This window comes from Mycobacterium sp. E183, assembly GCF_001667735.1.
Classification (GTDB): domain Bacteria; phylum Actinomycetota; class Actinomycetes; order Mycobacteriales; family Mycobacteriaceae; genus Mycobacterium.
Map to the genome: position 1 here is coordinate 48526 of NZ_LZJN01000004.1, position 25720 is coordinate 74245.

Annotated in this window: 22 protein-coding genes and 1 other RNA gene; 15 read left to right on the forward strand and 8 right to left on the reverse strand. The window is 69.8% G+C overall.

Annotated elements, in window-relative coordinates:
• The first annotated feature begins 81 nt into the window (after positions 1–81).
• Genes cobC through A5691_RS01015 form a run of 6 tightly spaced genes read left to right on the forward strand, consistent with a single transcriptional unit; the run spans position 82 to position 4921 of the window.
• A complete protein-coding gene (cobC, locus tag A5691_RS00990; RefSeq protein ID WP_067749692.1) occupies positions 82–1110 on the forward strand; it encodes an Rv2231c family pyridoxal phosphate-dependent protein CobC in 1029 nt (342 codons plus the stop codon).
• Positions 1107–2252 carry a Nif3-like dinuclear metal center hexameric protein gene (locus tag A5691_RS00995; RefSeq protein WP_068015529.1) on the forward strand — a complete coding sequence of 382 codons (1146 nt, stop codon included), beginning with the start codon at positions 1107–1109 and terminating at the stop codon, positions 2250–2252. Before cobC ends, A5691_RS00995 begins: the two co-directional genes overlap by 4 nt.
• On the forward strand, positions 2252–2989 hold the full coding sequence (locus tag A5691_RS01000) for a zinc ribbon domain-containing protein (RefSeq protein WP_068015519.1): 738 nt from the start codon (positions 2252–2254) through the stop codon (positions 2987–2989). The genes A5691_RS00995 and A5691_RS01000 overlap by 1 nt, the downstream gene beginning before the upstream one ends.
• Positions 2986–4098: a bifunctional RNase H/acid phosphatase gene (locus tag A5691_RS01005; RefSeq protein WP_067757954.1), complete on the forward strand. Its 1113-nt coding sequence runs from the start codon at positions 2986–2988 to the stop codon at positions 4096–4098. Before A5691_RS01000 ends, A5691_RS01005 begins: the two co-directional genes overlap by 4 nt.
• A 19-nt stretch (positions 4099–4117) precedes the next feature.
• Complete coding sequence (locus A5691_RS01010; protein WP_067757957.1) at positions 4118–4699, forward strand: TetR-like C-terminal domain-containing protein; 582 nt, start codon at positions 4118–4120, stop codon at positions 4697–4699.
• 21 nt (positions 4700–4720) lie between these two features.
• On the forward strand, positions 4721–4921 hold the full coding sequence (locus tag A5691_RS01015) for a hypothetical protein (RefSeq protein WP_067757960.1): 201 nt from the start codon (positions 4721–4723) through the stop codon (positions 4919–4921).
• A 3-nt stretch (positions 4922–4924) separates the two neighbouring features.
• Here the strand turns inward: A5691_RS01015 and A5691_RS01020 are convergent, their stop codons facing one another.
• From A5691_RS01020 to A5691_RS01035, 4 genes are read right to left on the reverse strand one after another with little or no spacing between them, the layout of a single operon-like run.
• A complete protein-coding gene (locus A5691_RS01020) occupies positions 4925–6436 on the reverse strand; it encodes a molybdopterin-dependent oxidoreductase (RefSeq protein WP_067758020.1) in 1512 nt (503 codons plus the stop codon).
• A 44-nt stretch (positions 6437–6480) separates the two neighbouring features.
• Positions 6481–6675 carry a ferredoxin gene (locus tag A5691_RS01025; protein ID WP_067757963.1) on the reverse strand — a complete coding sequence of 65 codons (195 nt, stop codon included), beginning with the start codon at positions 6673–6675 and terminating at the stop codon, positions 6481–6483.
• Complete coding sequence (locus A5691_RS01030) at positions 6672–7841, reverse strand: cytochrome P450 (protein WP_067757966.1); 1170 nt, start codon at positions 7839–7841, stop codon at positions 6672–6674. Before A5691_RS01030 ends, A5691_RS01025 begins: the two co-directional genes overlap by 4 nt.
• A gap of 45 nt (positions 7842–7886) precedes the next feature.
• Entirely contained in the window at positions 7887–8597 is a 711-nt protein-coding gene (locus A5691_RS01035) for a 2OG-Fe(II) oxygenase (protein ID WP_067757969.1), read from the reverse strand.
• A 102-nt stretch (positions 8598–8699) separates the two neighbouring features.
• Between A5691_RS01035 and rnpB the strand changes: the two genes are divergently transcribed.
• An RNA gene (gene rnpB / locus A5691_RS01040) (RNase P RNA component class A) lies at positions 8700–9100 on the forward strand.
• A 6-nt stretch (positions 9101–9106) separates the two neighbouring features.
• Here the strand turns inward: rnpB and A5691_RS01045 are convergent.
• The 3 genes from A5691_RS01045 to panB form a co-directional block, all read right to left on the reverse strand.
• Positions 9107–10636, reverse strand: a complete 1530-nt coding sequence (locus tag A5691_RS01045) for a CYTH and CHAD domain-containing protein (protein WP_067757971.1) — start codon at positions 10634–10636, stop codon at positions 9107–9109.
• Positions 10637–10786: 150 nt separating this feature from the next.
• Positions 10787–11968 (reverse strand): 1,4-beta-xylanase, encoded by a 1182-nt coding sequence (locus A5691_RS01050; RefSeq protein WP_067757974.1) that lies wholly within the window; start codon positions 11966–11968, stop codon positions 10787–10789.
• Positions 11969–12098: 130 nt separating this feature from the next.
• A complete protein-coding gene (panB, locus tag A5691_RS01055; protein ID WP_067783998.1) occupies positions 12099–12944 on the reverse strand; it encodes a 3-methyl-2-oxobutanoate hydroxymethyltransferase in 846 nt (281 codons plus the stop codon).
• Positions 12945–13136: 192 nt separating this feature from the next.
• Here panB and A5691_RS01060 point away from each other — a divergent pair, with 192 nt between their 5' ends.
• The 8 genes from A5691_RS01060 (at position 13137) to A5691_RS01095 (ending at position 24429) form a co-directional block, all read left to right on the forward strand.
• A complete protein-coding gene (locus A5691_RS01060; RefSeq protein ID WP_369830450.1) occupies positions 13137–14468 on the forward strand; it encodes a wax ester/triacylglycerol synthase family O-acyltransferase in 1332 nt (443 codons plus the stop codon).
• Between the two features lie 57 nt (positions 14469–14525).
• Complete coding sequence (locus A5691_RS01065; RefSeq protein ID WP_068015955.1) at positions 14526–16082, forward strand: alpha/beta hydrolase; 1557 nt, start codon at positions 14526–14528, stop codon at positions 16080–16082.
• 106 nt (positions 16083–16188) lie between these two features.
• Positions 16189–17751 (forward strand): alpha/beta hydrolase, encoded by a 1563-nt coding sequence (locus A5691_RS01070; RefSeq protein ID WP_156675566.1) that lies wholly within the window; start codon positions 16189–16191, stop codon positions 17749–17751.
• Positions 17752–17842: 91 nt separating this feature from the next.
• On the forward strand, positions 17843–19180 hold the full coding sequence (locus A5691_RS01075) for a glutamine synthetase family protein (protein WP_067757990.1): 1338 nt from the start codon (positions 17843–17845) through the stop codon (positions 19178–19180).
• Positions 19181–19243: 63 nt separating this feature from the next.
• On the forward strand, positions 19244–22240 hold the full coding sequence (locus A5691_RS01080) for a bifunctional [glutamine synthetase] adenylyltransferase/[glutamine synthetase]-adenylyl-L-tyrosine phosphorylase (protein ID WP_067757993.1): 2997 nt from the start codon (positions 19244–19246) through the stop codon (positions 22238–22240).
• Positions 22237–22884 (forward strand): PaaI family thioesterase, encoded by a 648-nt coding sequence (locus A5691_RS01085; protein ID WP_082950079.1) that lies wholly within the window; start codon positions 22237–22239, stop codon positions 22882–22884. The genes A5691_RS01080 and A5691_RS01085 overlap by 4 nt, the downstream gene beginning before the upstream one ends.
• Positions 22881–23741: a TIGR03619 family F420-dependent LLM class oxidoreductase gene (locus A5691_RS01090; RefSeq protein WP_067887786.1), complete on the forward strand. Its 861-nt coding sequence runs from the start codon at positions 22881–22883 to the stop codon at positions 23739–23741. The genes A5691_RS01085 and A5691_RS01090 overlap by 4 nt, the downstream gene beginning before the upstream one ends.
• A 154-nt stretch (positions 23742–23895) precedes the next feature.
• Entirely contained in the window at positions 23896–24429 is a 534-nt protein-coding gene (locus A5691_RS01095) for a GNAT family N-acetyltransferase (RefSeq protein WP_067758028.1), read from the forward strand.
• 490 nt (positions 24430–24919) lie between these two features.
• Here the strand turns inward: A5691_RS01095 and glnA are convergent.
• On the reverse strand, positions 24920–25720 hold an 801-nt coding region (gene glnA / locus A5691_RS01100), incomplete at its 5' end, for a type I glutamate--ammonia ligase (RefSeq protein WP_068015949.1).

A 25720-nucleotide genomic window follows, 5' to 3' on the forward strand; every position in this document is an offset into this window, starting at 1 on the left:
TCACCATTGTCCTCGATGCCCCGCGGCCGGGTGTGCCGGTGTCGCTGCCGCGCCCCGGCGCGGCCCACTAGTGTTTCTCGGATGGCGAGTCTGAACTTGACCCCGCCTGCGGCGCGCTATCACGGTGATCAGGCCGTCGCACCCGGGATGCTGGATTTCGCCGTCAACGTCCGTCACGCCCAACCACCCGAATGGCTGGTGCGGCGGCTGGCCGCGCGGCTGCCGGATTTGGCGCGCTATCCGAGCGCCCAGGACGTCCGGGTGGCGCAGGACGCGGTCGCCGAGCGGCACGGCCGGGCCCGCGACGAGGTGCTGCCGCTCGCCGGGGCGGCCGAGGGGTTCGCGCTGTTGAGCAACCTGCGTCCGGCGCGGGCGGCGATCGTTGCGCCCTCGTTCACCGAGCCGGCGGCGGCGCTCACCGCCGCCGGGGTGGCCGTGCACCATGTGGTGCTCGAGCCGCCGTTCGGCCTGGACGGGGTGCGAATCCCCGACGACGCCGACCTGGTCGTGGTCGGCAACCCGACCAACCCCACCTCGGTGCTGCACACCCGCGAGCAGCTCCTCGCGCTGCGGCGGCCGGGCCGCATCCTGGTGGTCGATGAGGCGTTCGCCGATGCGATCCCGGGCGAACCGGAGTCGCTGGCCGGTGACTCGCTGCCCGACGTGGTGGTGCTGCGCAGCCTGACCAAGACCTGGGCGCTGGCGGGGTTGCGGGTGGGCTACGCCCTGGGCTCACCGGAAGTCCTCGACCGGCTGACCGCTCAGCGCGCCCACTGGCCGGTGGGCACACTGCAGCTGACGGCGATCGCGGCGTGCTGCGGCCCGCAGTCCGTCGCCGAAGCGGCGGCCGGTGCCGAGCGTCTCACGGAGTTGCGCGCCGAGATGGTGGACGGTCTGACGTCGGTGGGCGCCGAGGTGGTCCACGGGCGGGCGCCGTTCGTGCTGTTCCGCCGCCCGGACGCCGTTGAGATCCGAAACAAGCTGCGAGACAAGGGGATTGCCATCCGTCGCTGTGACACGTTCGTCGGCCTGGACCAACGGTACCTGCGGGCCGCGGTGCGCCGGGAATGGCCGCTGCTGGTCGAGGCCGTCTCGGAGGTGTGCGCGTGAGCGTGCGGCTGGCCGACGTGATCGACGCGCTGGACGAGGCCTACCCACCGGGGCTGGCCGAATCGTGGGATTCGGTGGGCCTGGTGTGCGGGGACCCCGATGATGCGCTCGAGTCGGTGACCGTGGCGGTCGACGCGACGCCGGCCGTCGTCGACGAGGTTCCCGACGGCGGGCTGCTCTTGGCCCATCATCCGTTGCTGATGCGCGGCGTCGACACGGTGGCGGCCAGTACGCCCAAGGGCGCGCTGGTGCACCGCCTGATCCGAACGGGGCGTTCGCTGTTCACCGCGCACACCAACGCCGACTCGGCCGCCCCGGGCGTCTCGGACGCGCTCGCCGAAGCCCTCGGCCTCGCCGTCGAAGCACCGCTGGAGCCGCGGACGGCCGCGACCGACCTCGACAAGTGGGTGGTCTACGTGCCGCGCGAGAACTCAGAAGCGGTGCAGGCGGCCGTGTTCGAGGCCGGCGCCGGGCACATCGGCGACTACTCGCACTGCAGCTGGAGTGTCAGCGGCATCGGCCAGTTCCTGCCGCACGAAGGGGCGTCGCCCGCGGTGGGCAGCGTCGGCACCGTCGAGCGGGTGGCCGAGGATCGGTTCGAGGTGGTCGCGCCCGCGCGGATCCGGGGAAGCGTGCTGGCGGCGATGCGCGCCGCCCATCCCTACGAGGAGCCGGCGTTCGACGTGTTCGCGTTGGTGCCCGCGCCGGGCGACGCCGGGCTGGGGCGGATCGGCGCCCTGCCCCGGCCGGAACCGCTGCGCGACTTCGTGTCCCGCGTGGACGCCGCGCTGCCGCGGACGGCCTGGGGGGTCCGCGCGGCGGGCGATCCCGACCTGCCGGTGTCGCGGGTCGCCGTCTGCGGCGGCGCGGGGGACTCGCTGCTGGCGGCAGCGGCGGCCGCGGGGGTGCAGGCCTACGTAACGGCCGACCTGCGACACCATCCGGCCGACGAGCATCGCCGGGGTTCTGCTGTGGCGCTGGTGGACGTGGCGCACTGGGCCAGTGAATTTCCGTGGTGCCACCAGGCCGCCGACGTGTTGCGGTCCCGTTTCGGTGCGGCGCTGGCGGTGCGGGTGTGCACCATCCGCACCGACCCCTGGACCATGGGGCAGTGCGGCGACGAGACCGGGGGTGAGGCGTGATGAAGGCCGAAGTCGCTCAGCAGCGTTCGCTGCTCGAGCTGTCGAAACTGGATGCGGAGCTGTCCCGCATCACGCACCGGGCCGGCCATCTGGCCGAGCAACAGGCCTGCGAGCGGTTGCAGGACGAACTCAACGACGCCGCCGACCGGGTGGGCGCCATTCGGATCGCCTTGGAGGACATCGATGTTCAGGTGTCGCGGTTCGAGTCCGAAATCGAAGCGGTCCGGCAGCGCGAAGACCGCGACCGGTCGCTGCTGCAGTCCGGCGCCGCCGACGCCAAGCAACTGTCGGACCTGCAGCACGAGCTCGAGACGCTGACGCGTCGCCAGGGCAGCCTGGAAGATTCGCTGCTGGAGGTGATGGAGCGCCGCGAGGAGCTGCAGTCCCAACTGGACGACGCGCAGGGCAAGGTCGAGGCGCTGGAGACCGAACTTGCCGGCGCCCGGCAGGCTCTCGACGCCGCGCTCACCGAAATCAGTGCGGCCCGGGAGGCGCATTCGTCGCGCCGCGAGGCCCTGACCGCCGAACTGGACCCCGACCTGGCCGCGCTCTACGAACGCCAGCGCGCCGGGGGAGGCCCGGGCGCCGGGCCGTTGCTGGGACGCCGATGCGGCGCCTGCCGACTCGAGATCGACCGGGGCGAAATGTCCCGCATCTCGGCCGCGGCCGACGACGACGTGGTGCGATGCCCCGAGTGCGGCGCGATCCTGTTGCGGGTCAAGGGCTTCGACCAATGAAGGTGGTGATCGAGGCCGACGGCGGCTCGCGCGGCAATCCGGGACCGGCCGGCTACGGGGCCGTCGTGTGGACCGAGGACCGCTCGACGGCGCTGGCGGAGAACAAGCAGGCCATCGGCCGGGCCACCAACAACGTCGCCGAATACCGTGGACTGCTGGCCGGTTTGGAGGACGCCCTGCAACTCGGCGCCACCGAGGCCGCGGTCTTCCTGGATTCCAAGCTGTTGGTGGAGCAGATGTCGGGGCGGTGGAAGGTCAAGCATCCCGACCTGGTCGAACTGCACGGCCAGGCCCGAACGCTGGCGGCGCGGTTCGACCGGGTCAGCTACACATGGATTCCGCGTGAGCGCAACTCCTACGCCGACCGGCTGGCCAACGAGGCGATGGACGCGGCGGCCGCCGGCGGCCTGGCGGAAGAACCCGAGGAGCGCGCGGCCGAGCCCCCGAAAACCGTTGTGCCGCAATCCCCGCAGGCGCCAGGCTGGACGGGCGCGCGCGGCACGCCGACCAGGCTGCTGTTGCTGCGGCACGGCCAGACCGAGCTGTCGGCGCAGCGCCGCTATTCGGGTCGCGGCAATCCGGCGCTCACCGAGGTGGGTCGCCGCCAGGCGGACGCCGCGGCGCGATATCTGGCCGAGCGCGGCGGGATCTCGGCGGTGTTCGCCTCGCCCCTGCAGCGGGCCTACGACACCGCGGCCCGGGCGGCCAAGGCGCTCGGCCTGGATGTGACCGTCGACGACGACTTGATCGAGACGGATTTCGGCGCGTGGGAGGGGCTGACCTTCGGCGAGGCCGCCGAGCGCGACCCGGAGCTGCACGGCCGCTGGCTGCGTGACACCGGCACCACCCCGCCGGGGGGTGAGAGCTTCGACGACGTGCTCGACCGGGTGGTGCGGGCCCGCGAACGGATCATCGCCGCGCACCCCGGCACGACGGTGCTGGTGGTGTCGCACGTGACGCCGATCAAGATGCTGCTGCGGTTGGCGCTGGAGGCCGGGCCGGGCATCCTCTATCGCCTGCACCTCGATCTGGCGTCGCTGAGCATCGCCGAGTTCTATCCTGACGGGGCCTCGTCCGTGCGCCTGGTGAACCAAACCGGGTACCTCTAGCCGGGGTAAGGAGACGTCGATGCAGCCGTCCGAGCCGATCCGTGAATCCGTCCCCGCGGATGTCCGGGCACGGGTGATGCCGGCGGTGCTCGACGAGCTGGCGCGCTGGGGTCTCGAGCGGTTCAGCATCGAGGCGCTGGCCGAGCGGCACCGCATCGACGCGGCCATGGTGTACCGGTACTGGGAGGATCGGCGCCAACTCATCGTGGATGCGGTGCTCTCCGACCTGGAGAGCGAGAGCGCGGGGACCGACACCGGGTCGCTGCGCGGCGACCTGGAGGCCCTGGCCCGCAACGTGACGAACCGGATCAACACCGAGGTCGGCCGCACAATACTGCGTGCGCTGGTGATGGACACCCGCGGCGGGCACGACGAAGCTACCCGGGTGAGATTTTGGATGGTGCATTTCGCCGCCGTGCGCGCAATCGTGGACCGGGCCAGGGAGCGGGGCGAGCTGCGCGAGGGCGTCGACACCCTGGCCGCCGTTCAGATCGTGCTGGCGCCGCTCAACATTCGCGCCCTGTACTCCGACGTTCCCGTCGACGACGGCTATTGCGCGGCCATCGTCGACATGGCGTGGCACGCCCTGGCCCGCCGCTGAGCCGGGTCGTACCATCCGCCTATGAGAAGGACAGCGGTCGCGACATTGGCCTTGGGTGTGATCGTCGCGTTGTTCGGTTTGATCTGGGCGCTGCAGGGATTCGGGGTGCTTGGCGGCAGCCCGATGAGCAACACCACGACCTGGTCCGTCATCGGTCCCATCACGGCGGTGATCGGCATCGTGATCGCGGTGCTCAGCTGGCGGAAGCTGTCGTCGAAGTAGGCGTCAGGCCCCGGTGACGGTGAAGTCCACCGTGTGCCAGCCGGTGGCGCCGTCGGGGACGCTGGCGGCCCTGTCCGAGGTCTGGGTGGCCCCGGTGTTGTCGGTGGCGCGCACCGTGATGGTGTGCCGCCCAGGGTCTTTCGCCTGCCAGGGGAAGCTCCACAGCCGCCACGTCTCGTTGGAGTAGCTGGCGCCCTGTTCGGCGGCCTGCCAGGCGCCGTCGTCGACGCGGACTTCCACGGACCGCACGCCGCGATTCTGCGCCCACGCCACGCCGCCGAAAACGACGGGACCCACCGGCACCCGCTGGCCGCTTTTCGGCACGTCGATCCGCGACTCGGTCTTGACGGGCGCGCGCGCCGCCCAGCCCTGCCGCGTCCAGTACGCCTCCGCCTTGTCGAAGCGGGTCAGCTCCATGTCGACGACCCACTTGGTGGCCGACACGTACCCGTAGAGCCCGGGCACGACCAGCCGGGCCGGATAGCCATGCTCGATGGGCAGGGGCTCACCGTTGAGGGCGACCGCCAGCAGCGCGTCGCGGCCATCGGTGAGCGCGTCCACCGGCGTTCCCGCGGTGAACCCGTCGATCGACGTCGAGAGCACCATGTCGGCTTCCGGACGCACACCGGCCGCGGCCAACAGATCGGCCACGCGATAGCCCGTCCAGACCCCGGTCGAAATGAGGTTGCCGCCAACGGGATTGGACACGCAGGTGAGCGTGGCCACCTTTTCGACCACCTCAAAGCCGGCGAGGTCGGCGAAGCCGTAGGTGGCGTCCCGGTTCACCATGCCGTGGATGCGCAGCCGCCAGTCGGAGTGACTGAGTTGGGGGACGCTGAGCGCGGTGTCCACCCGGTAGAAGTCGGCGCTGGGGGTGACAAAGCTCGGCAGCGCAACGCCTTTCGGCTGCACATCCGGGGGTATCGGGGGCGCCGGGGTACGCGGTTTGGGCAGCGCGAAGCTGATGCGGTCGGCGGCGACCGAATGCGCCAACCGCGTGATGACAGCGCCCGCAACGCCACTCACCACGCCGAATCCGAGTACCCCGAGCACGACCAACCGGCGCCTGCCGGCATCCGGCTCGTCGTGGTCGCCGGTGTCTTCGGGGACCGGGCGTAGGCGGCGGGTGAGCAGGCGCAGGGCGGCGACGCCGCAGGCGGCGCCGGCGAGGGTCGGGATGGTGTCGAGCGCCGTCGCGCCCGGCCGCGACAGCACCGCGACGCAGCCGAGCGCGCCCGCCGCGGCGATCACGGCGCTCCCGACCGGGCGGCGCGGAGTCTCGAACGTCCCGGCGATGGCGGCGATCGCGGCGATCACCACCAGCACGGCCGCGGCGAGGAAGAGTTTGTCCGACGAGCCCAGCGTCTGAATCGCCCACTCCTTGACCGGGCCGGGTGTCAGGTCGACGACGGCCGTGCCGATCGCGGCCCGCGCGTCGGCCCGCGCACCGAACGGGATGCCCACCAGTTGGGCCACCCCGAGCGCGACCGATGCGGCGGCGACCCCCGCGATCATCCGATCGTTGGACGGCGCGGTCGCCACCGGATTCACTTTGGGTCTCAACGGGTCAGGGAGATGGCGCCTTCGGGGCAGTTTTGCTCCGCGGTGACGGCCTGGGCCTCGAGTTCACCGGAGACGTCGCCGACGAGCACGACGGAGTGGCCCACCTCGTCGGCGTCGAAGACGTCGGGCGCCAGCGTGTAGCAGCGGCCGTGCCCGGTGCAGCGGTCGGCGTCCACCGAGACGCGGGTCATGACGTCGGAAATACCAGCGGCAGCGCCTCCACCGAGCGCAGCGCGGCGGTGTAGGTCAACTGGGTGCCGGGCCTGATCTCGTAATCCGGTATGCGGCGATGGAATTCGCGCAGCGCGACCCGCAGCTCCATGCGGGCCAGGTGGGAGCCGAGACACCGGTGCGGACCACCGCCGAACGCGCGGTGCCGGTTCGGGTTGCGGGTGAAGTCCACCAGCTCCGGGTCGGCGAACTCGGCGGGGTCGGTGTTGGCCGCCCCCAGCAGCGGGCTGACCCGCTCGCCCTTGCTGATTGGACACCCGCCCACCTCGACGTCCTGAACGGCGACCCGGGCGACGCCCGGCACCGGTGTCTCCCAGCGCAACAACTCCTCGACGGCGCTGGGCAGCACGTCGGGCTGCTCGACCAGCTGGCGACGGTGCTCGGGATGGCGGGCCAGGTAGACGAAGAAGCAGTCGAGCGAGTCGGTGACGGTGTCCAGGCCGGCGATCAGGAACAAGAAGCAGATGTCCAGGAGTTCCTCGCGCGACAGCGGCTGGCCGGCGATGTCGGCCGCGATCATCGCCGACAGCACGTCGTCGCGGGGGCTGGCGATGTGGTCGTCGATGGCGCGGTCGAAGTAGTCGTAGATTTGTTGGGCGACCGCGGCGGAGCTCTCGTGGCGGCGGTCGAAGCCGGAGTCCCCCTCCGGGCGGATCACCCCGTCCTTCCATTCCAGGAACTTGTCGAGGTCTTCCAGCGGCAACCCGAGCAACTGCAGGAAAACGGTGCAGGGCAGGGGCACCGCGAACTCGGCGTGAAAGTCGCATTCGCCCCGGTCGGCGAAGCGGTCGATCATCTCGTTCACCAGTTCGGTGACGCGGGGTTCGCGGCGGGCCATCTCCCGCGGCGTGAAGAGCGGGTCGAGGATGCGGCGGTACTTCGCATGCTCGGGCGGGTCGATCTGCAGCGGGATCAGGGGCCGGACATTGCCCAGATCGACCGCGTCCATGTTCGACGAGAACAGTTCCGTGTGTTTGAGCGCCATCTCGATGTCGGCCAACCGGCTCAGAACGACCGCCTGCGGCGACCGGAACACCGGACTCGATTCGCGCAACGCCTTGTACATCGGCTGCGGTTCCGCGAGACCCGTCACCGTCTGGTCGACGAACCCTTCGGTATCTGTCATCTGGTCAGACTGGCACCAACACCCCGGTTGGGCAATGGTCTTCCCTCAGGCCGCGTCGTGGAAGATCAGCCCCATGGCGAAGCGCTCGCCGGACCGCACGACCGAGACACCGTGGCGCACCGGCGCCGCGGACCAGCCGCGGCTCGACGGCACCGGCGGCTCACGCGTGGTGAAAACGAACCCGTGCCCCTGCGGCAATTGGGTTGCCGTGCCGCGGGATTGCGCACGCGCCCGCTGTTCCACGAGCAGGAATTCGCCGCCGGTGTAATCGGTGTCGGGATGGCTGAGGTTGATCACCACCTGCAGTGGAAAGACCAAGTCGCCGTAGAGGTCTCGGTGCAGGGCATTCCAGTCACCGGGGCCGTACCTGAGCATCAGCGCGGTAGACCTGGTCTGGCCTGCCGCGTGGCAGCTGGCCAGCCAATCGTCGAGGCGGTCCGGCCAGGGCGCATCGCGGCGCAGCTTGCCCCACCAGTCGCGGGCTATCGGCAACAGGCGCGGGTACAGCGCCTGCTTGAGTTCTTCGATCGGGTCGGGATAGGGGGCGTGGAAGTAGCGATACTGCCCGGCGCCGTACCGCCTGGGCGCCATGTCGATGGTCGAGCGGAACAGGCCGTCGTCGTCGTAGAGCTTGCGGAGCCGGGCCGCCTCGCCGTCGGTGATCAACCGCGGCAGCAGCGCCCCGCCGTACTCGTCGAGCGTGGCGGCGATGGCGTCCCATTCGCCGGCGTCGACGCGCTTCTTCCACCGGGACATCGGCGTCCTTCCCTGTGCCTGCCTGCGTGGTCCACGATAGGGCCGGCGCGCGATGGTTGCTGGCCCCGGGATCGCGCGGGTAGTACCGTGGATCGTCGCGGACGAGTTGGCCGGGCGGCCGCGGACCGCCGCAGGGCGGTTCGAGGAAAGTCCGGACTTCACAGAGCAGGGTGATTGCTAACGGCAATCCGAGGTGACTCGCGGGACAGTGCCACAGAAAACAGACCGCCACCCTCGCGGTGGTAAGGGTGAAACGGTGCGGTAAGAGCGCACCAGCATCCCGGGTGACCGGGGTGGCTAGGCAAACCCCACCCGAAGCAAGGCCAAGAAGGCCGCGCCGTGAGGCGCGGCCGCGCAGGCGTTCGAGGGTTGCTCGCCCGAGCCTGCGGGTAGGCCGCTCGAGGCACCCGGCAACGGTGTGTCCAGATGGATGGTCGCCGCTGCGCGTCCCCGGTCTCCGGTGGCGCGCGGAACAGAATCCGGCTTACAGGCCAACTCGTCCGCCCCGCTCAGCGCTGTGCCTTGCGCACCGCCTTGGCGAGCTTGCGCAACGCGTCGTCGAGCTGTTGCTCGCACCGCTCGGCCAGGTCGGCCTCCTGTTGGTACAGCAGGCCGTAGGTGAAGGTGTCCTCGCCGGCGGCGTGCGCGGCTTCGGATTCATGCCGCAGGTGCTCCCGGCTGACCACGCTGTCCTGGTGGTCGCCGAGCAGTGACTGGACCGCCTTCGCTTGTTCGGACACCTTGTCCTCACCGGTGGCCGCGGCGGTGTAGCGAAGGCGCTTGGCCCGCTTGCGGATCCGGTGGATCGCCTCGTCGCGCTCGTGCGGATGGTCGGGGTGGTCTTCGTCGACCTGGGCTGCGGCCTTGGCGGCCTTGCGCACCTTCTTGTAGGCGGAGTCGATGGTGACCGGGGCGTGCTCCTCGCCCGTAGCGCTGCCGGGCGGTTGGGCCGCGATCTCATCGAGGGCGTCGAGCAGGCGGAAGTAGCGCTGCGACCGCATGGCCATCAGCGACCGGCGCAGCCCGGTCTGGTAGCGGCGCTGGGCGCCGCCGACCAGGCGCTCGTGCACCGGTCCGCGCACCAGATCGGCTGTCAGTCCGTCTAATTCGCGCTCGTAACGCTCCGCGAGCACCTCGGCGTCGCGGGCGACGCCGAGGATGCCGGCCAGTTCGCGCAGTTCGTCGAGGACCCAGCCGTCGTCGGGCAATCCGAACGACTCCTGGTAGTCGCGCAGCAGGCTGCGCAGCTTGCGGGTGGTGACCCGCATCTGGTGGATGGAATCGAAGGCGTCGGCCCGCACGGCGCGGTCCCACACCAGCAGTTCTCGGATCTGCGCGGCCACCGCGCGCTGCAGCGGGTGCTCGGCGGGGTCGGCGTCGGGTTGCGGTGTCGTGCCGAGCACCCGGGCCAGCTTGGAGGCGTGGCCGGCGGGTGCGGCGCCGGCGTCCAGCAGCCGGTTACCCAGCCGGTCGAGCAGCTCGGTGTCCGGTGTCCCGCCGGACTCGACGAGCTCGAGTTCCCATTCGCGCCACTCCTGCTGGGTGGGTTCCAGGTCGGCGTCCTCGGAGGTACGGGCCGACCACGCGGTGACGTGGTCGTTGCTGAACTCGGCCAACGGCGCGCCGTCGGCGGCGTACAACACCTGGCTTTCGCGCCGGGTGGTGATGCGCGCGACCGGCACGAGGGGGCGGTCGCGGACGATCGCCAGCACGACGTCGACCAGCTCCTCCGGCACCGCGTCGGCCCCGGACGCGTCCAGCGGCATCCGGACCTCGGTGCGCGCCTCGGGACCGGTGGGCAGCTTCAGGTGCCATCCCGCGTCGGTGCCACCGGTGCGGCGGCGCAGGGTGACCTTGTTGCGGGCGAGGTCCTGGTTGGGCGTGTCGAAGTACGTCGCGTCCAGCGTCTGGGTCGGCGACTTGTCGACGTGCGCCACCGCGGCAATGCCTTCGAACGAGGGTGACACGGCGGACTCGCCGACATCGAACTTGCGCTCGACCTCTAAATGACGGGAGGTCTGTGGCGCTTTTGCAGGCATTTTCGGCTCCGTTGAGGGCGCGTCGCCGCGGCCTTGAACGTCGGGGACTTTGGTGATGGGCTCCCATAGCCTGCCATACCGCGGTTACGCGAATGGCGGCGATCGCCGCCGCGCGCCGTGGGCCGGCCGTCGAGAATCGGGGTCGGTAGATCAGCCGGGCGACGGATCTTCGCGCAGGTGCATCGCCAGGCCGCCCAGCTCGCGAATCGCCTGAACCTCGGGATCGCGGAAGGGCCGTCCGTCGGGCGCCAGCAGGTCGTGGAACCACTCGGCCGGCACGGTGGGGTAGGGGTGCTCCCATGAGTCCCAGGGGAATACGGTCTGGGTTTTCCCGGCGACCAGTCCCCAGTTGAACGCGCCGACGTTGTAACGCTTGGCGACGGGCAGGATGCCCTCGACGGTGCTGCCCAACGACCGGGCCATGTATTCGGTGCACAGGATCGGGCGCCCTTGGGGTGTGAGCTCGGCGATGCGGCTCTCGAACTCTCCCGGCTCGGCGTAGGAGTGGAAGGTGATGACGTCGGAGTTGTCCAGCTGGATGCCGCTGATCACGCTGCGGCGCCCCGCGTCGGCCCACTCGCCATCCCAGACTCCGCTGGTGAGCGGCTGGGACGGATCGACCGAGCGGGCCCAGCCGAAGACTTGGGGGAGCAGGTCGGCGACGAGGTCGAGCTTGTCGTCCCGCTCGGCCGAGCGGTAGTACTTCGACGGATTGTCGGGCTCGTTCCACAGGTCCCAGCCCAAAACGCGGTCGTCGGTGCGGAACTGCGTCAGCACCCCGGTGACGTAGCCGCGCAGGGTCTGGACGTAGCCGCGGTCACCGAGGCGTTCCGCGCCCGGGCTCTGTACCCAGCCGGAGTTGTGTACGCCGGGCGTCGGCGCGCGCTGCGGACCGGCTTCGGGGCGGGGATCCCAGCAGGAGTCGAACAAGACGAACAGCGGCTTGATGTCGTGGCGCGCCGCGATGTCGACGAACTGGGCGACGCGGGCCTGGAATCCCCGACGGTCCTGCGTCCACAGCTGGTCGTGCAGGAAGACGCGCACCGAGTTGAGCCCGTTGGCGCGGGCCCAGCCCAGCTCGGTGTCGATGCGTCGGGCGTCGAACGTGTCCGGCTGAAACATCTCCAGCTGGTTGATCGCGTTCGATGTGATGTAGTTCGCGCCGACCGGCCAGCCCTGCGCCTGATACCAGCGGTTGGCGCGCTCGGCGGACCAGCGGGCCGCCTGCGGAGAGGTGCCGGGCGCGGGCTGCGCCGCCGCGCGTGGTGCTTTGGCCAGTGCGGCGCCTCCTGCCAATAGCAGCGGTATCTTCAGCACCGTGCGGCGGTGCACGAAGTCACCGCGAGTCCCCCGGTCGATGTGCTCACCCTTGCTCTCGGAGTCGAGACCTTACCCAAGAGCAATCGTACCCGCCTGCCACACAACGAGTTTCGGTTTTGGTGGCCAGCGGCCCAGGAATTTGTCAGAAGCAGTGCTCGTCGGCGGGAAAAGCGCCCTCGGCCACCTCTTGCGCATATTGCATTGCGGCCCGCCGCAATTCTCCACCGATGTCGGCGAACCGCTTGACGAAGCGGGCCGCCTTGCCGCTGCTGACGCCGGCCATGTCCTGCCAGACCAGTACCTGGCCGTCGCAGTTCGGGCCCGCCCCGATGCCGATCGTCGGGATGGTCAGCTTGCCGGTGATCTGGGTGGCGAGTTCGGCGGGCACCATCTCCATCACGACGGAGAACGCACCGGCTTCGGCGACCGCGATCGCGTCGGCGACGGTCTGTTCCGCTCCGTCGCCGCGGCCCTGCACCCGGAAGCCGCCCAGGCTGTTCACGCTTTGCGGCGTGAACCCGATGTGGGCCATCACGGGGATGCCCGCCGCGGTGAGGCAGGCGATCTGCTCGGCCACCCGCTCGCCGCCCTCGAGCTTGACGGCGTGCGTGCCGCCCTCCTTCATGAAGCGGGTGGCGGAGGCCAAGGCCGCCGCCGGTCCCGCCTCGTAGCTGCCGAACGGCAGGTCCGCGACGACCAGGGCGTGCCGGGCGCCGCGCACCACGCCGCGCACCAGCGGGATCATCTCGTCGATGGAGACGGGCACGGTGGTGTCGTACCCGTAGACGACGTTGGCGGCCGAGTCGCCCACCAGCAGGACCGGAATGCCGGCCTCGTCGAAGATCCGTGCGGTCGAATAGTCGTAGGCCGTGAGCATGGCCCACTTGTGCCCTTCGGCCTTCATCTTCTGCAGGTGGTGGGTGCGGATCTTGGTGAGCGGCTGCGAGTGCTCGGGCGTGCTTGCACCATAAACGTTCTGCTCAGACATCATTGTCCCTAGTGCTGGTCGGGTCGATCCTCGTGGCCCTGATCGGGTCCCCGGGTTCGTCTGACGGTGCCATTCTGCCATCTCCGCTGCGCCGTCGCACCGTCCGTGTGATGTGAGACATACCATGCGGGCATGCAGCGGCTCAGCGGACTCGACGCCAGCTTCCTCTACCTGGAGACCTCGTCGCAGCCCATGCACGTGTGCTCGATCATGGAGCTGGACACCTCGACCATGCCCGGCGGGTACACCTTCGACCGGCTGCGCGACGCGCTGTCGCTCCGCATCAAGGCCATCCCGGAGTTCCGCGAGAAGCTGGCCAACAGCCCGCTGAATCTCGACCATCCGGTCTGGGTCGACGACGAGAACTTCCTCCTTGACCGGCATCTGCACCGCATCGCATTGCCGGCGCCCGGCGGCCGCGCCGAGCTCGCGGAGATCTGCGGTCACATCGCCGAGTCGCCGTTGGACCGGCGCCGCCCGCTGTGGGAGATGTGGGTCATCGAAGGCGTGGCGGGCACCGACTGCCATCGTGACGGGCGGCTGGCGGTGATGACCAAGGTGCACCATGCCGGCGTCGACGGGGTGACCGGCGCCAACCTGATGTCGCAGCTGTGCAGCACCGAAGCCGACGCGCCGCCTCCGGACCCGGCCGGCGGGGTCGGCGGCGCCAGCGGATGGCAGATCGCCGCGGGCGGGCTCGTCCGGTTCGCCGCCCGGCCGCTGCAGCTGGCCAATGTGGTGCCCGACACCGTCTCCTCGGTGGTCGCGACGCTGCGGCGGGCGCTGGAGGGCCAAGCCATGGCGCGGCCGTTCGCCGCGCCGGCGACCGTGTTCAACGCCCGGATCACGGACCGTCGGAACATCGCCTACGCCGAATTGAATCTCGGCGACGTCAAGGCGGTGAAGAACCATTTCGGCGTGAAAGTCAACGACGTGGTGATGGCGCTGGTTTCCGGCGTGCTGCGCCAATTCCTGGCCGACCGAGACGCTTTGCCGGACTCGCCCCTGGTGGCGTCGGTGCCGGTTTCGGTGCACGGCAAATCCGACCGGCCCGGCCGCAACCAGGTGTCGGCGATGTTCTCCAGCCTGCACACCGACATCGCGGATCCCGCGGAGCGCCTCAGGGCCATCGCCCATGCGAATTCGGTTGCCAAGGAACACAGTTCCGCCATCGGCGCCTCGCTGTTGCAGGATTGGACGCAATTCGCGGCGCCCGCCGGTTTCGGCATCGCGATGCGGCTCTACGCCAGGACGCGGTTCACCGACACCATGCCGGTGCACAACCTGGTGGTGTCCAACGTGCCTGGCCCGCAGGTCCCGCTGTACATGCTGGGCTGCGAGGTCAAGGCGATGTATCCGCTGGGGCCGATCTTCCACGGGTCCGGACTCAACATCACCGCCATGTCCCTGCAGGGCAAGTTGGACATCGGGTTGCTCTCGTGCCCGGATCTGTTGCCGGACTTGTGGGAGATGGCCGACGAGTTTGCGGTGGCGATGGAAGAGCTGCTGGCGGTCACCCGGTAGCCGGACGGTGGTGCCGCTCATGAGGATCTCAGGTTTCCTCTGGCAGCATATGTTGGCATGGGTCTGTCTCGCCGCGTCAAGGTCGCGCGCACGCTGCTGGTTTGGACAACGGTCGCGGCCGTAGCGCTCCTCCTCGCGGGTTGCGTGCGCGTCGTCGGTGGGCGCGCCGTGCTGGCCGAGCCGAAGCTGGGGCAGGCGGTGGAGTGGACACCGTGCCGTTCGGCGAACCCGAAGGCCAAGATTCCGCCCGGCGCGCTGTGCGGCAAGCTGGCCGTGCCCGTCGACTACAACCACCTCGACGGTGACGTGGCGACGCTGGCGATGATTCGCTTCCCCGCCACCGGGGACAAGGTCGGCTCGTTGGTGATCAACCCCGGCGGTCCCGGCGAATCCGGCATCGAGGCCGCGCTGGGCGTCGTGCAGTCGCTGCCCAAGCGGGTCCGCGAACGGTTCGACCTGGTGGGCTTCGACCCGCGCGGGGTCGGGTCGTCGCGGCCGGCGGTCTGGTGCAACTCCGACGCCGACAACGACCGGCTGCGCACCGAGCCCAACGTCGACTACAGCCCGGCGGGCGTGGCCCACATCGAGGACGAGACCAAAGAATTCGTCGGCCGCTGCGTCGACAAGATGGGCAAGAACTTTCTGGCCAACATCGGCACCGTCAACGTCGCGCGTGATCTGGACGCGATCCGCGCGGCCCTCGGCGACGACAAGCTGACCTACCTCGGCTACTCCTATGGCACGCGGATCGGCTCGGCCTACGCCGAGGCGTACCCGGACAAGGTGCGGGCGATGATCCTCGACGGGGCCGTCGACCCCAACGCCGACCCGATCGAGGCGGACCTGCGGCAGGCCAAAGGATTTCAGGACGCGTTCAACGACTACGCCACCGAGTGCGCGAAGCAACCGACCTGCCCGCTGGGCACCGACCCGGCCAAAGCCGTCGACGTCTACCACAGCCTGGTCGACCCGCTCGTCGACCCCAACAACCCGATGGTCGGCAGGCCGGCGCCGACGAACGACCCACGGGGACTGAGCTATAGCGACGCCATCGTCGGCACCATCATGGCGCTGTACTCGCCGACGTTGTGGCATCACCTGACCGACGGGCTGAGCGAACTGGTCAACCACCGGGGCGACACCCTGCTGGCCCTGGCCGACATGTACATGCGGCGCGACGCGCACGGCCATTACACCAACGCCACCGACGCCCGGGTCGCCATCAACTGCGTCGATCAGCCGCCGATCACCGACCGGGCCAAGGTGATTGACGAAGACCGGCGCTCGCGGGAGATCGCGCCGTTCATGAGCTACGGCACGTTCACCGGCGACGCGCCCCTGGGCACCTGTGCGTTCTGGCCGGTACCGCCGACCAGCAAGCCGCACACCATCTCCGCGCCCGGCCTGGCGCCGACCGTGGTGGTGTCGACCACCCACGACCCGGCGACCCCGTACAAGGCCGGCGTCGATCTGGCCAACCAGCTGCGCAGTTCGCTGCTCACCTACGACGGCACCCAGCACACGGTCGTGTTCCAGGGCGACGGGTGCATCGACAACTACGTCACGGCGTATCTGGTCGGCGGCGCCACGCCCCCCAGCGGGGCAAAGTGCTAGTGCGCGTACGGGTCTGAGTCCGAGCGCAATCCAACGCGCCGGTGCGGCGCAGACGAGACCAAGGCGTAACCGTTTCGCGCCGCTTCGGGTACCGGAGGCTGACACGATGACAGCCATGTCGCGCCTGAGAACCTTGAGCTCGGCGCTGCTGTCATTCGGGCTGTTGGTCGGGCAATCCGCGGTGGGACAGCCGGTGGCGGGCGCCACCCCCGAACCGGGTGCGGGGCAGACCCCGGCACCCAGGCCGTCCGCCGCGACGCCGCAGACCTGGGGGAGTTGCGGTCAATTCGCCACGGACACAAAGGATGTCCCCACCGCGCAGTGCACCACCGTCTCCGTCCCGGTCGACTACGACAATCCCGGTGCGGGACAAGCCAACCTGGCGGTGATCCGCGTCCCGGCGACCGGCCAGCGGATCGGCTCGCTGTTGGTCAACCCGGGCGGCCCCGGCGGGTCGGCGGTCGACATGGTGGCCGGCATGGCGTCGGATCTCGAGAGCTCTCCCATCCGGCGCAACTTCGACCTGGTCGGCTTCGACCCGCGGGGCGTTGGCCACTCGACCCCGGCCCTGCGCTGCCGGACGGACGCCGAGTTCGACGCCTACCGGCGCGAGCCCATGGTCGACTACAGCCCGGCCGGGGTGGCGCACATCGAACAGCTCTACCAACAGGTGGCTCAGCAGTGTGTTTCCCGGATGGGGACCGGGTTTCTGGCCAACGTCGGCACCGCGTCGGTGGCGCGCGACATGGACATGGTCCGCCAGGCGCTGGGCGACGATCAGATCAACTACCTCGGCTACAGCTACGGCACCGAGCTGGGCACCGCGTACCTGGAGCGCTTCGGTGCCCACGTTCGGACGATGGTGCTCGACGGCGCCATCGACCCCACGGTCGGCCCGGTCGACGAAAACGTCCAGCAGATGGCGGGATTCCAAACCGCCTTCAACGACTACGCCGCCGACTGCGCCCGCTCGGCGGGCTGCCCGCTGGGCACCGACCCGGCCCAATTCATCAACCGCTACCACGCGCTGGTCGACCCGCTGGTGGCCAAGCCGGGCCGCACCTCGGACCCTCGCGGCCTGAGCTACGCCGACGCGACCACCGGCACCATCAACGCGCTTTACACCCCGGCGCACTGGAAGTACCTGACCAGTGGGCTGCTCGGGCTGCAGCGCGGCACCGACGCCGGCGACCTGCTGCTACTCGCCGACGACTACGAGGGCCGCGACCGCAGCGGGCACTACATAAACGATCAGGATGCTTTCAATGCGATCCGGTGCGTCGACGCGCCCACGCCGAAGGACTCGGCGAGCTGGGTGTCCGCCGATCAGCGCATCCGTCAGGCGGCCCCGTTCCTGAGCTACGGCCAGTTCACCGGGAACGCGCCCCGCGACCTGTGCGCGCTGTGGCCGGTGCCGGCCACGTCGACGCCGCACGCCGCCTCACCCGCGGCGCCCGGCAAGGTCGTCGTCGTCTCCACCACGCACGACCCCGCCACCCCTTACCAGGCCGGGGTCAACCTGGCGCGCCAGCTGGGCGGGCCGCTGATCACCTACGACGGGACGCAGCACACCGCGGTGTTCAACGGCGACCAGTGCGTGGACTCTGCCGTCACGCGCTACCTCGTCGCGGGCACGCTGCCGCCCCCGGCCTACCGGTGCCAGTCCTGACCGCACTGAGCAGCATGTTTGCAATGTTCGCAATTGTTCCGATCGCGCGTCGGTAACACAGAATTAACAGCCGTTGCCTACTGTTTCGGTTATGGATCGCCAGAAGGAATTCGTCCTCCGCACCCTGGAGGAACGGGATATCCGCTTTGTTCGGCTCTGGTTCACGGATGTGCTCGGCACGCTCAAGTCGGTGGCCATCGCCCCGGCCGAACTGGAAGGCGCCTTCGAGGAGGGCATCGGGTTCGACGGCTCCTCGATCGAGGGCTTCTCGCGAGTCTCGGAATCCGACACCGTGGCCAACCCCGACCCCTCGACCTTCCAGGTGCTGCCGTGGGCTTCCGGCGGCCATCACCACTCGGCCAGGATGTTCTGCGACATCACCATGCCCGACGGCTCGCCCTCCTGGGCCGACCCGCGGCACGTGCTGCGCCGGCAGCTGCAGAAAGCCAATGACCTGGGCTTTTCCTGCTACGTCCACCCCGAGATCGAGTTCTTCCTGCTGAAGCCCGGCCCCGACGACGGGTCGCGGCCCGTGCCCGTCGACACGGCCGGCTACTTCGACCAGGCCGTGCACGACTCGGCGTCGAACTTCCGCCGCCACGCGATCGAGGCGCTGGAGTTCATGGGGATCTCGGTGGAATTCAGCCACCACGAGGGTGCGCCCGGCCAGCAGGAGATCGACCTGCGGTTCGCCGACGCACTGTCCATGGCCGACAACGTGATGACGTTCCGCTACGTCATCAAGGAGGTCGCCATCGAGAACGGCGCGCGGGCGTCGTTCATGCCCAAGCCGTTCGCCGAGCACCCCGGCTCGGCCATGCACACCCACATGAGCCTGTTCGAGGGCGACGTCAACGCCTTCCACAGCCCCGACGACCCGCTGCAGCTGTCCGATGTGGGCAAGTCGTTCATCGCCGGGATTCTGGAACACGCCTCGGAGATCAGCGCCGTGACGAACCAGTGGGTGAACTCCTACAAGCGACTGGTGCACGGGGGCGAGGCGCCCACCGCGGCGTCGTGGGGCGCGGCCAACCGGTCCGCACTGGTGCGGGTGCCGATGTACACCCCGCACAAGACGTCGTCGCGCCGCGTCGAGGTGCGCAGTCCCGACTCGGCCTGCAACCCCTACCTGACCTTCGCCGTGCTGCTGGCGGCCGGCCTGCGCGGGGTGGAGAAGGGCTACGTGCTGGGCCCGCAGGCCGAGGACAACGTGTGGGACCTGACACCCGAGGAGCGGATCGCGATGGGCTACCGCGAGCTGCCCACCAGCCTCGACAGCGCCCTGAAAGCCATGGAGGCCTCCGAACTCGTGGCGGAAACGTTGGGGGAGCACGTCTTTGACTTCTTCCTGCGCAACAAGCGCAGGGAGTGGGCCAACTACCGCAGCCACGTCACGCCCTACGAGCTGAGTACCTACCTGTCGCTGTAACGGCGCCGGCCTCGTCGGGTCGCCCGCCTTTCACCGTTGCGGCAGGCGGGTTGCGATACCGTCGTGGTCGTGACCAAACCCGCGACGCAGCGCCCCCGGCTGCCCAGCGTGGGGCGGCTCGGCCTGGTCGATCCTCCAGCGGGCGATCGCCTGACGCAGCTGGGTTGGTATGACCACGACGACCAGGCCCACGTCGACCTGCTGTGGTCGCTGTCGCGCGCACCAGACCCCGACGCCGCATTGCGGGCCCTGATTCGGCTGGCGGAGAACCCCGAGACCGGCTGGGACGAGCTCAACGCCGCGTTGCTCACCGAGCGCCCGCTGCGCGGGCGGCTGTTCGCGGTACTCGGCTCTTCGCTAACGCTGGGCGATCACCTGGCCGTGCACCCGCAGTCGTGGAAACTGTTGCGCGGCAAGGCGAAACTGCCCTCGCACGAGGAGCTGTGTGCGTCGTTCACCGCGTGCGTCGACGAGGCGTCGGGCGACTCCGCGTCGGCAGTGCCGCGGCTGCAAACCCTGTACCGCGACCACCTGCTGCTCCTGGCCGCGCTCGATCTGGCCGCGACGGTCGAGGACGAACCGGTGCTGCCGTTCGCCGTGGTGGGCGCCCAGCTGTCGGACCTGGCGGACGCCGCCCTGGCCGCCGCGCTGCGGCTGGCCGAGGCGACGGTGTGCGGCGACCGGACGTCGCCACGGCTGGCGGTCATCGCGATGGGCAAATGCGGTGCTCGCGAACTGAACTACGTCAGCGACGTCGACGTCATCTTCGTCGGCGAGCGCGCCGACGCGGTGACCACCCGGCTGGCCAGCGAGATGATGCGGGTGGCCTCGTCGGCCTTCTTCCAGGTGGACGCCGGGCTCCGGCCCGAGGGCCGCAGCGGGGAGCTGGTCCGCACGGTCGAATCGCACATCGCCTACTACCAGCGCTGGGCGAAGACCTGGGAGTTCCAGGCGTTGCTGAAAGCCCGCGCGGCCGTGGGTGATCGGGAGCTCGCCGAGCGTTACCTGAGCGCGCTGATGCCGATGGTGTGGGTGGCCTGCGAGCGTGAGGATTTCGTGGTCGAGGTGCAGGCGATGCGCCGCCGGGTCGAGCAGCTGGTGCCCGCCGACGTGCGCGGCCGCGAGATCAAACTGGGCAGCGGCGGCCTGCGCGACGTGGAGTTCGCGGTGCAGCTGCTGCAGCTGGTGCACGGCCGCAGTGACGAGTCGCTGCACGTGGCGTCCACCGTGGACGCGCTGGCCGCGCTGGGCCAGGGCGGCTACGTCGGGCGCGAGGACGCGGCGAACCTGACCGCTTCCTACGAGTTCCTGCGGCTCCTCGAGCACCGGCTGCAGCTGCAGCGGCTCAAGCGCACCCACCTGCTGCCCGATGCCGACGACGAGGAGGCGGTGCGCTGGCTGGCGCGGGCCGCGCACATCCGGCCCGACGGCCGGCACGACGCGGCGGGCGTGCTGCGCGAGGAGCTGCGCCACCAGAACCTGCGCGTGTCGCAGCTGCACGCCAAGCTCTTCTACCAGCCGCTGCTGGAATCGATCGGCCCGGCCGGGCTGGAGATCGGTCACGGCATGACCTCGGAGGCCGCCGAACGGCAGCTCGCCGCGCTCGGCTACGAGGGCCCGCAGACCGCGCTGAAACACATGTCGGCGCTGGTCAATCAGAGCGGCCGGCGGGGCCGGGTGCAGTCGGTGCTGTTGCCCAGGCTGCTGAACTGGATGTCGTACGCCCCCGACCCCGATGGCGGGCTGTTGGCCTACCGGCGCCTGTCCGAGGCGCTGGCCGCGGAGACCTGGTACCTGTCCACGCTGCGCGACAAGCCCGCGGTGGCCAAGCGGCTCATGCACGTGCTGGGCACGTCCGCCTACGTGCCGGACCTATTGATGCGCGCGCCCAGGGTGATTCAGGATTACAGCGACGGACCGGCCGGGCCCAAACTGCTCGAGACGGACCCCGCCGTGGTGGCCCGGGCGCTGATCGCCTCGGCCGGCCGGCACCCCGACGCGGTGCGCGCGATCGCCGCCGCCCGCACGCTGCGCCGGCGCGAACTGGCCCGCATCGGGTCGGCCGACCTGCTCGGTTTCCTCGAGGTCACCGAGGTGTGCCGAGGGGTCACCTCGGTGTGGGTCGCCGTGCTGCAGGCCGCGTTGGACGCCATCATTCGTGCCAACCTTCCCAAGGACGGCTCCGAAAAAGGAAGGGCGCCGGCGGCGATAGCGGTGATCGGCATGGGCCGGCTGGGCGGCGCCGAGCTGGGCTACGGGTCCGACGCCGACGTGATGTTCGTGTGCGAGGCGGCGGCCGGTGTCGAGGACTCGGTGGCGATCCGGTGGTCGACGACGGTCGCCGAGCAGGTGCGCACGTTGCTGGGCACGCCCAGCGTCGACCCGCCGCTCGAGGTGGACGCCAACCTGCGGCCCGAGGGCCGCCAGGGTCCGCTGGTGCGCACGCTGGGTTCCTATGCCGCCTACTACGCGCAGTGGGCGCAGCCGTGGGAAATCCAGGCCCTGCTGCGGGCGCACGCGGTCGCCGGCGACGCGGACCTGGGCCAGCGGTTCTTGTTGATCGCCGACAAGACGCGTTACCCGGCCGACGGGGTGTCCGCCGAGGCGGTGCGGGAGATCCGCCGCATCAAGGCCCGGGTGGACGCCGAGCGGTTGCCGCGCGGCGCGGACCCGAACACGCACACCAAGCTGGGCCGCGGCGGACTGGCCGACGTCGAATGGACCGTGCAGCTGATGCAGTTGCGGCACGCGCACGAGATTCCCGCGCTGCACAACACCTCGACGCTGCAATGCCTCGACGCGATCGCGGCGGCCGAGCTGGTGCCCGCCGAGGAGGTCGACCTGCTCCGGCAGGCGTGGCTGACGGCAACCCGGGCGCGCAACGCGCTGGTGTTGGTCCGCGGCAAGCCCACCGACCAGTTGCCGGGGCCGGGGCGCCAGCTCAATGCGGTCGCGGTGGCCGCGGGCTGGCCGACAGACGACGGCGGGGAGTTCCTGGACAACTATCTGCGGGTGACGAGGCGGGCAAAAGCCGTGGTACGGAAGGTGTTTGGGAGTTGAGTCAGGAGACCGGCGCGCTGGACGCCACATTCGAGGTACTCAGCGCGGCGGAGGCGCAACGGGTGACGGCCAGGTATGCGCCGCTGGCCGACGCGGTCCGGGAGCTCATCGACGCCACCATCCACACCGCCGCCGACGACGACGTCGTCGCCGACGCGCGCTCCACCATCGAGGCCGTCACCAAGTCGTTGCGGCAACAAACCCGGCCGACCGGGGTGAGCTACCGCGTCGACGGCAGCCGCCCGCTGACGCTGGGAAACGCCGCGATCGGCCTGGGCAATCCGATCGCCCCGCCCCTGATCATCCACCACGACGGCGGCGGCCGTTGCTGGAGCGAGTTCGTCCTCGGCGCGGCCTACGAGGGCCCGCCCAAGCTGGTGCACGGCGGCGTCAGCGCCCTGGTGCTCGACCACCTGCTCGGCGAGGCGGCCAGCGAGGGGCTGTCCAAGGCGCGTTTCACCGGCACCATCACCGTGAAGTACCTGCGCGGCACGCCGTTGGGCCCGCTTCGTTGCGACGCCTGGGTGGAAGGCAAGGAGGGCCGCAAAGTGTTTGCGCGCGGCACGATTTCGGACGCCGCCGGGGTCACCGTCGAGGCCGAGGGCGTGTTCATCGAGCCGGCGTGGGCGCGGGAAGCCGAATGAAGTTCTACATCAGCAGCGCCTTCCTGAACACCCGGGAGATCATCGAACTCGCCAAGGCCGCCGACGAACTCGGCTACGACGGGATTGGAATCCCCGACCACGTCGTCAACCTGGAGACCCTGGACACCCCGTATCCCTACACCAAGGACGGGGAGCGCCGCTGGCAGCCGTTCACCGACTGGCCGGATCCCTGGGTCCTCGTCGGCGCGCTGGCTCAGGTCACCACGCGGCTGCGCTTCGTCAACACCGTCTACATCCCCGCGATGCGCAACCCGTATTCGGCGGCCAAAGCCATTGGCACCGCGGCGGTTCTGGCGTCGGGCCGGGTGGAACTCGGCATCGGCGTCGGCTGGTGCCGCGAGGAGTTCGCGTTGATGGGCGAGCCGTTCGAGGCGCGCGGGAAGCGGACCGACGAGATCATCGAGTTGATGCGGGCGCTGTGGCAGCCCGGCTGGACCGAATTCGAGGGCGCGTTCTTTTCCGCACCGCGGCTGGAAATGGAGCCGACGCCGCCGCCGATACCGGTGTACGTCGGCGGCCTCAGTGACATCGCGCTGCGTCGCGCCGCCCGCAACGACGGCTGGATCGGCGATCTGATCAAGACCGAACGCGCCATCGAGGCGGTGGGCAAGCTGCGGGAGCTGCGGGCCGAAAAGGGTTTGTCGATGGACGATTTCACCGTACTGACGCCGCTGACCGACGCCTTCACGACCGCCGACTACCGGCGGGCCGCCGAGGCCGGCATCACCGGCATCATCACCATGCCGTGGATGTTCTACGCCGGGCCGGATGCGTCGTTGGACGACAAGATCGACGGCATGCGGCGCTTCCGCAAGGACCTCGCGCTCGACGGCTAGTTCTCGCCTCCCGGCCTTTTCGCCTCTTCGCCACCTCTTCGCCACGACACATAACCTACGGCGAAGACACGCCGTGAACGTGCGCCATGGTTTATGTCTCGCGAGCTCGGGCGGGCGGTTTGTAATCCCTTGCCGGCCTGAAAGAATGATCCGCATGCCGACCGGCCTCGTGCGTCCGGCGTCCGCGCGGGACGCGGAGGCGTGCCTCGGCGTCTACCGGCCGTATGTCGAGGACACGGCCATCAGTTGGGAAATCGAGGTCCCCAGCGTCGGGGAGATGGCCGCCCGCATCGCCGACGCCCATGAATGGCTGGTGCTCGAGCGGGACGGTGGCGTCGTGGGTTTCGCCTACGGCCATGTGTTCTGGCGACTGCCCAGCTTCCGGTGGTCGGTCGAGACCGGAATCTACGTCGACCGCGATCGGCACCGCACGGGTGCGGGCCGCCAACTCTATGCGGAGCTACTGCGCCGGCTCGGCGAGCGGGGGTACCGGCAGGCATTTGCCGGCATCACCCAGCCGAACGAGGGCAGCAACGCATTTCACCGGTCGTTCGGGTTCCGCGACGCCGGCCTCTATCGCCGCGTCGAATGGAAACACGGCCGCTGGCACGACGTCGCGTGGATGCAACTCGACCTGGGTGGCGGCGCCGAACCCGACGAGCCCCCCGGGTCGATCGTGATCGGTTAGCGGCCCCCGCCGGCTCCGCCGCCGACGAAGCCTCCGCCGGCTCCGCCGCCCACGAAGCCCCCGCCGCCCACGAAGCCTCCGCCCGCTCCGCCACCGAAGCGGCCTCCGCCGGCTCCGCCGCCCACGCGGCTTCCGACCATTGTCTGTGCGGTGCTGATTGTCATGCGCTTGAAGCTAGCCCCCCACACGTTGCGGCCGCAAGGCTTTAAATCTGAACTTTCGGCTTCGACGAGCACGGTTTGCGACCTCAGCCGCTTCCATTGCGGCGGCTGGCTTTTGGCGTCGGGCGGCCCACCCCGGCCCCGGGTCGGGTCCGAGCGCCGGTCCGGGTCCCAGCCTGGGGCCCGGCTCAGGGCGTTTCGGACCCGGCGCCGGTGACGGTCCGGGCGCCGGCAATGGACCGGGGCGCCGCGGCGGCCGCTAACGCGGGGGCCGCACAACCGAAACCACCCGCGCGGCGGTCGCCGACGCGGGTGGTTTCGGTTGCGGATTAAACGTCGTAGTAGAGCGCGAACTCGTAGGGGTGCGGGCGGATCTGCACCGGCAGGATCTCGTTCTCGCGCTTGAAGCTGATCCACGTCTCGATCAGGTCGGGCGTGAAAACGCCGCCCTCGGTGAGGTATTCGTGGTCCTCTTCCAGACGGTCGATCACCGCGGACAGCTGGGTGGGCGCCTGCGGGATGTTGGCGGCCTCTTCCGGCGGAAGCTCGTAGAGGTCCTTGTCCACCGGGGCCTGCGGCTCGATCTTGTTCTTAATGCCGTCCAGCCCGGCCATCAGCATCGCCGAGAACGCCAGGTACGGGTTGCCCGACGAGTCGGGGCAACGGAACTCGAGGCGCTTGGCCTTCGGGTTGCTGCCGGTGATCGGGATACGCACGCACGCCGAGCGGTTGCGCTGGCTGTAGACCAGGTTGATCGGCGCCTCATAACCCGGGACCAGTCGCTTGTAGGAGTTGACGGTCGGGTTGGTGAAGGCCAGCAGTGACGGGGCGTGGTGCAGCAGACCGCCGATGTAGTGCCGCGCGGTGTCCGACAGGCCGGCGTAACCGGTCTCGTCGTACATCAGCGGGCTGCCGTCCTTCCACAGCGACTGGTGCGTGTGCATGCCGGAGCCGTTGTCACCGAACAGCGGCTTGGGCATGAAGGTGACGGTCTTGCCGTTCTGCCAGGCGGTGTTCTTCACGATGTACTTGTACAGCTGCATGTCGTCGGCGGCGTGCAGCAAAGTGTTGAACTTGTAGTTGATCTCGGCCTGCCCGCCGCTGCCCACCTCGTGGTGGCCCTTCTCCAG

Bases quoted from the DNA above. Each gene is read 5' to 3' on its own strand.
- A5691_RS01015 (WP_067757960.1), top strand. From the start codon at position 4,721: ATGAGAAGGACAGCGGTCGCGACATTGGCCTTGGGTGTGATCGTCGCG.
- A5691_RS01045 (WP_067757971.1), bottom strand. From the start codon at position 10,636: ATGCCTGCAAAAGCGCCACAGACCTCCCGTCATTTAGAGGTCGAGCGC.
- A5691_RS01090 (WP_067887786.1), top strand. From the start codon at position 22,881: ATGAAGTTCTACATCAGCAGCGCCTTCCTGAACACCCGGGAGATCATC.
- A5691_RS01010 (WP_067757957.1), top strand. From the start codon at position 4,118: ATGCAGCCGTCCGAGCCGATCCGTGAATCCGTCCCCGCGGATGTCCGG.
- A5691_RS01035 (WP_067757969.1), bottom strand. From the start codon at position 8,597: ATGTCCCGGTGGAAGAAGCGCGTCGACGCCGGCGAATGGGACGCCATC.
- A5691_RS01025 (WP_067757963.1), bottom strand. From the start codon at position 6,675: ATGACCCGCGTCTCGGTGGACGCCGACCGCTGCACCGGGCACGGCCGC.
- A5691_RS01095 (WP_067758028.1), top strand. From the start codon at position 23,896: ATGCCGACCGGCCTCGTGCGTCCGGCGTCCGCGCGGGACGCGGAGGCG.
- A5691_RS01060 (WP_369830450.1), top strand. From the start codon at position 13,137: ATGCACGTGTGCTCGATCATGGAGCTGGACACCTCGACCATGCCCGGC.
- A5691_RS01020 (WP_067758020.1), bottom strand. From the start codon at position 6,436: ATGATCGCGGGGGTCGCCGCCGCATCGGTCGCGCTCGGGGTGGCCCAA.
- A5691_RS01030 (WP_067757966.1), bottom strand. From the start codon at position 7,841: ATGACAGATACCGAAGGGTTCGTCGACCAGACGGTGACGGGTCTCGCG.
- A5691_RS01005 (WP_067757954.1), top strand. From the start codon at position 2,986: ATGAAGGTGGTGATCGAGGCCGACGGCGGCTCGCGCGGCAATCCGGGA.
- cobC (WP_067749692.1), top strand. From the start codon at position 82: ATGGCGAGTCTGAACTTGACCCCGCCTGCGGCGCGCTATCACGGTGAT.
- A5691_RS01000 (WP_068015519.1), top strand. From the start codon at position 2,252: ATGAAGGCCGAAGTCGCTCAGCAGCGTTCGCTGCTCGAGCTGTCGAAA.
- A5691_RS01070 (WP_156675566.1), top strand. From the start codon at position 16,189: ATGACAGCCATGTCGCGCCTGAGAACCTTGAGCTCGGCGCTGCTGTCA.
- A5691_RS01075 (WP_067757990.1), top strand. From the start codon at position 17,843: ATGGATCGCCAGAAGGAATTCGTCCTCCGCACCCTGGAGGAACGGGAT.
- panB (WP_067783998.1), bottom strand. From the start codon at position 12,944: ATGTCTGAGCAGAACGTTTATGGTGCAAGCACGCCCGAGCACTCGCAG.
- A5691_RS01065 (WP_068015955.1), top strand. From the start codon at position 14,526: ATGGGTCTGTCTCGCCGCGTCAAGGTCGCGCGCACGCTGCTGGTTTGG.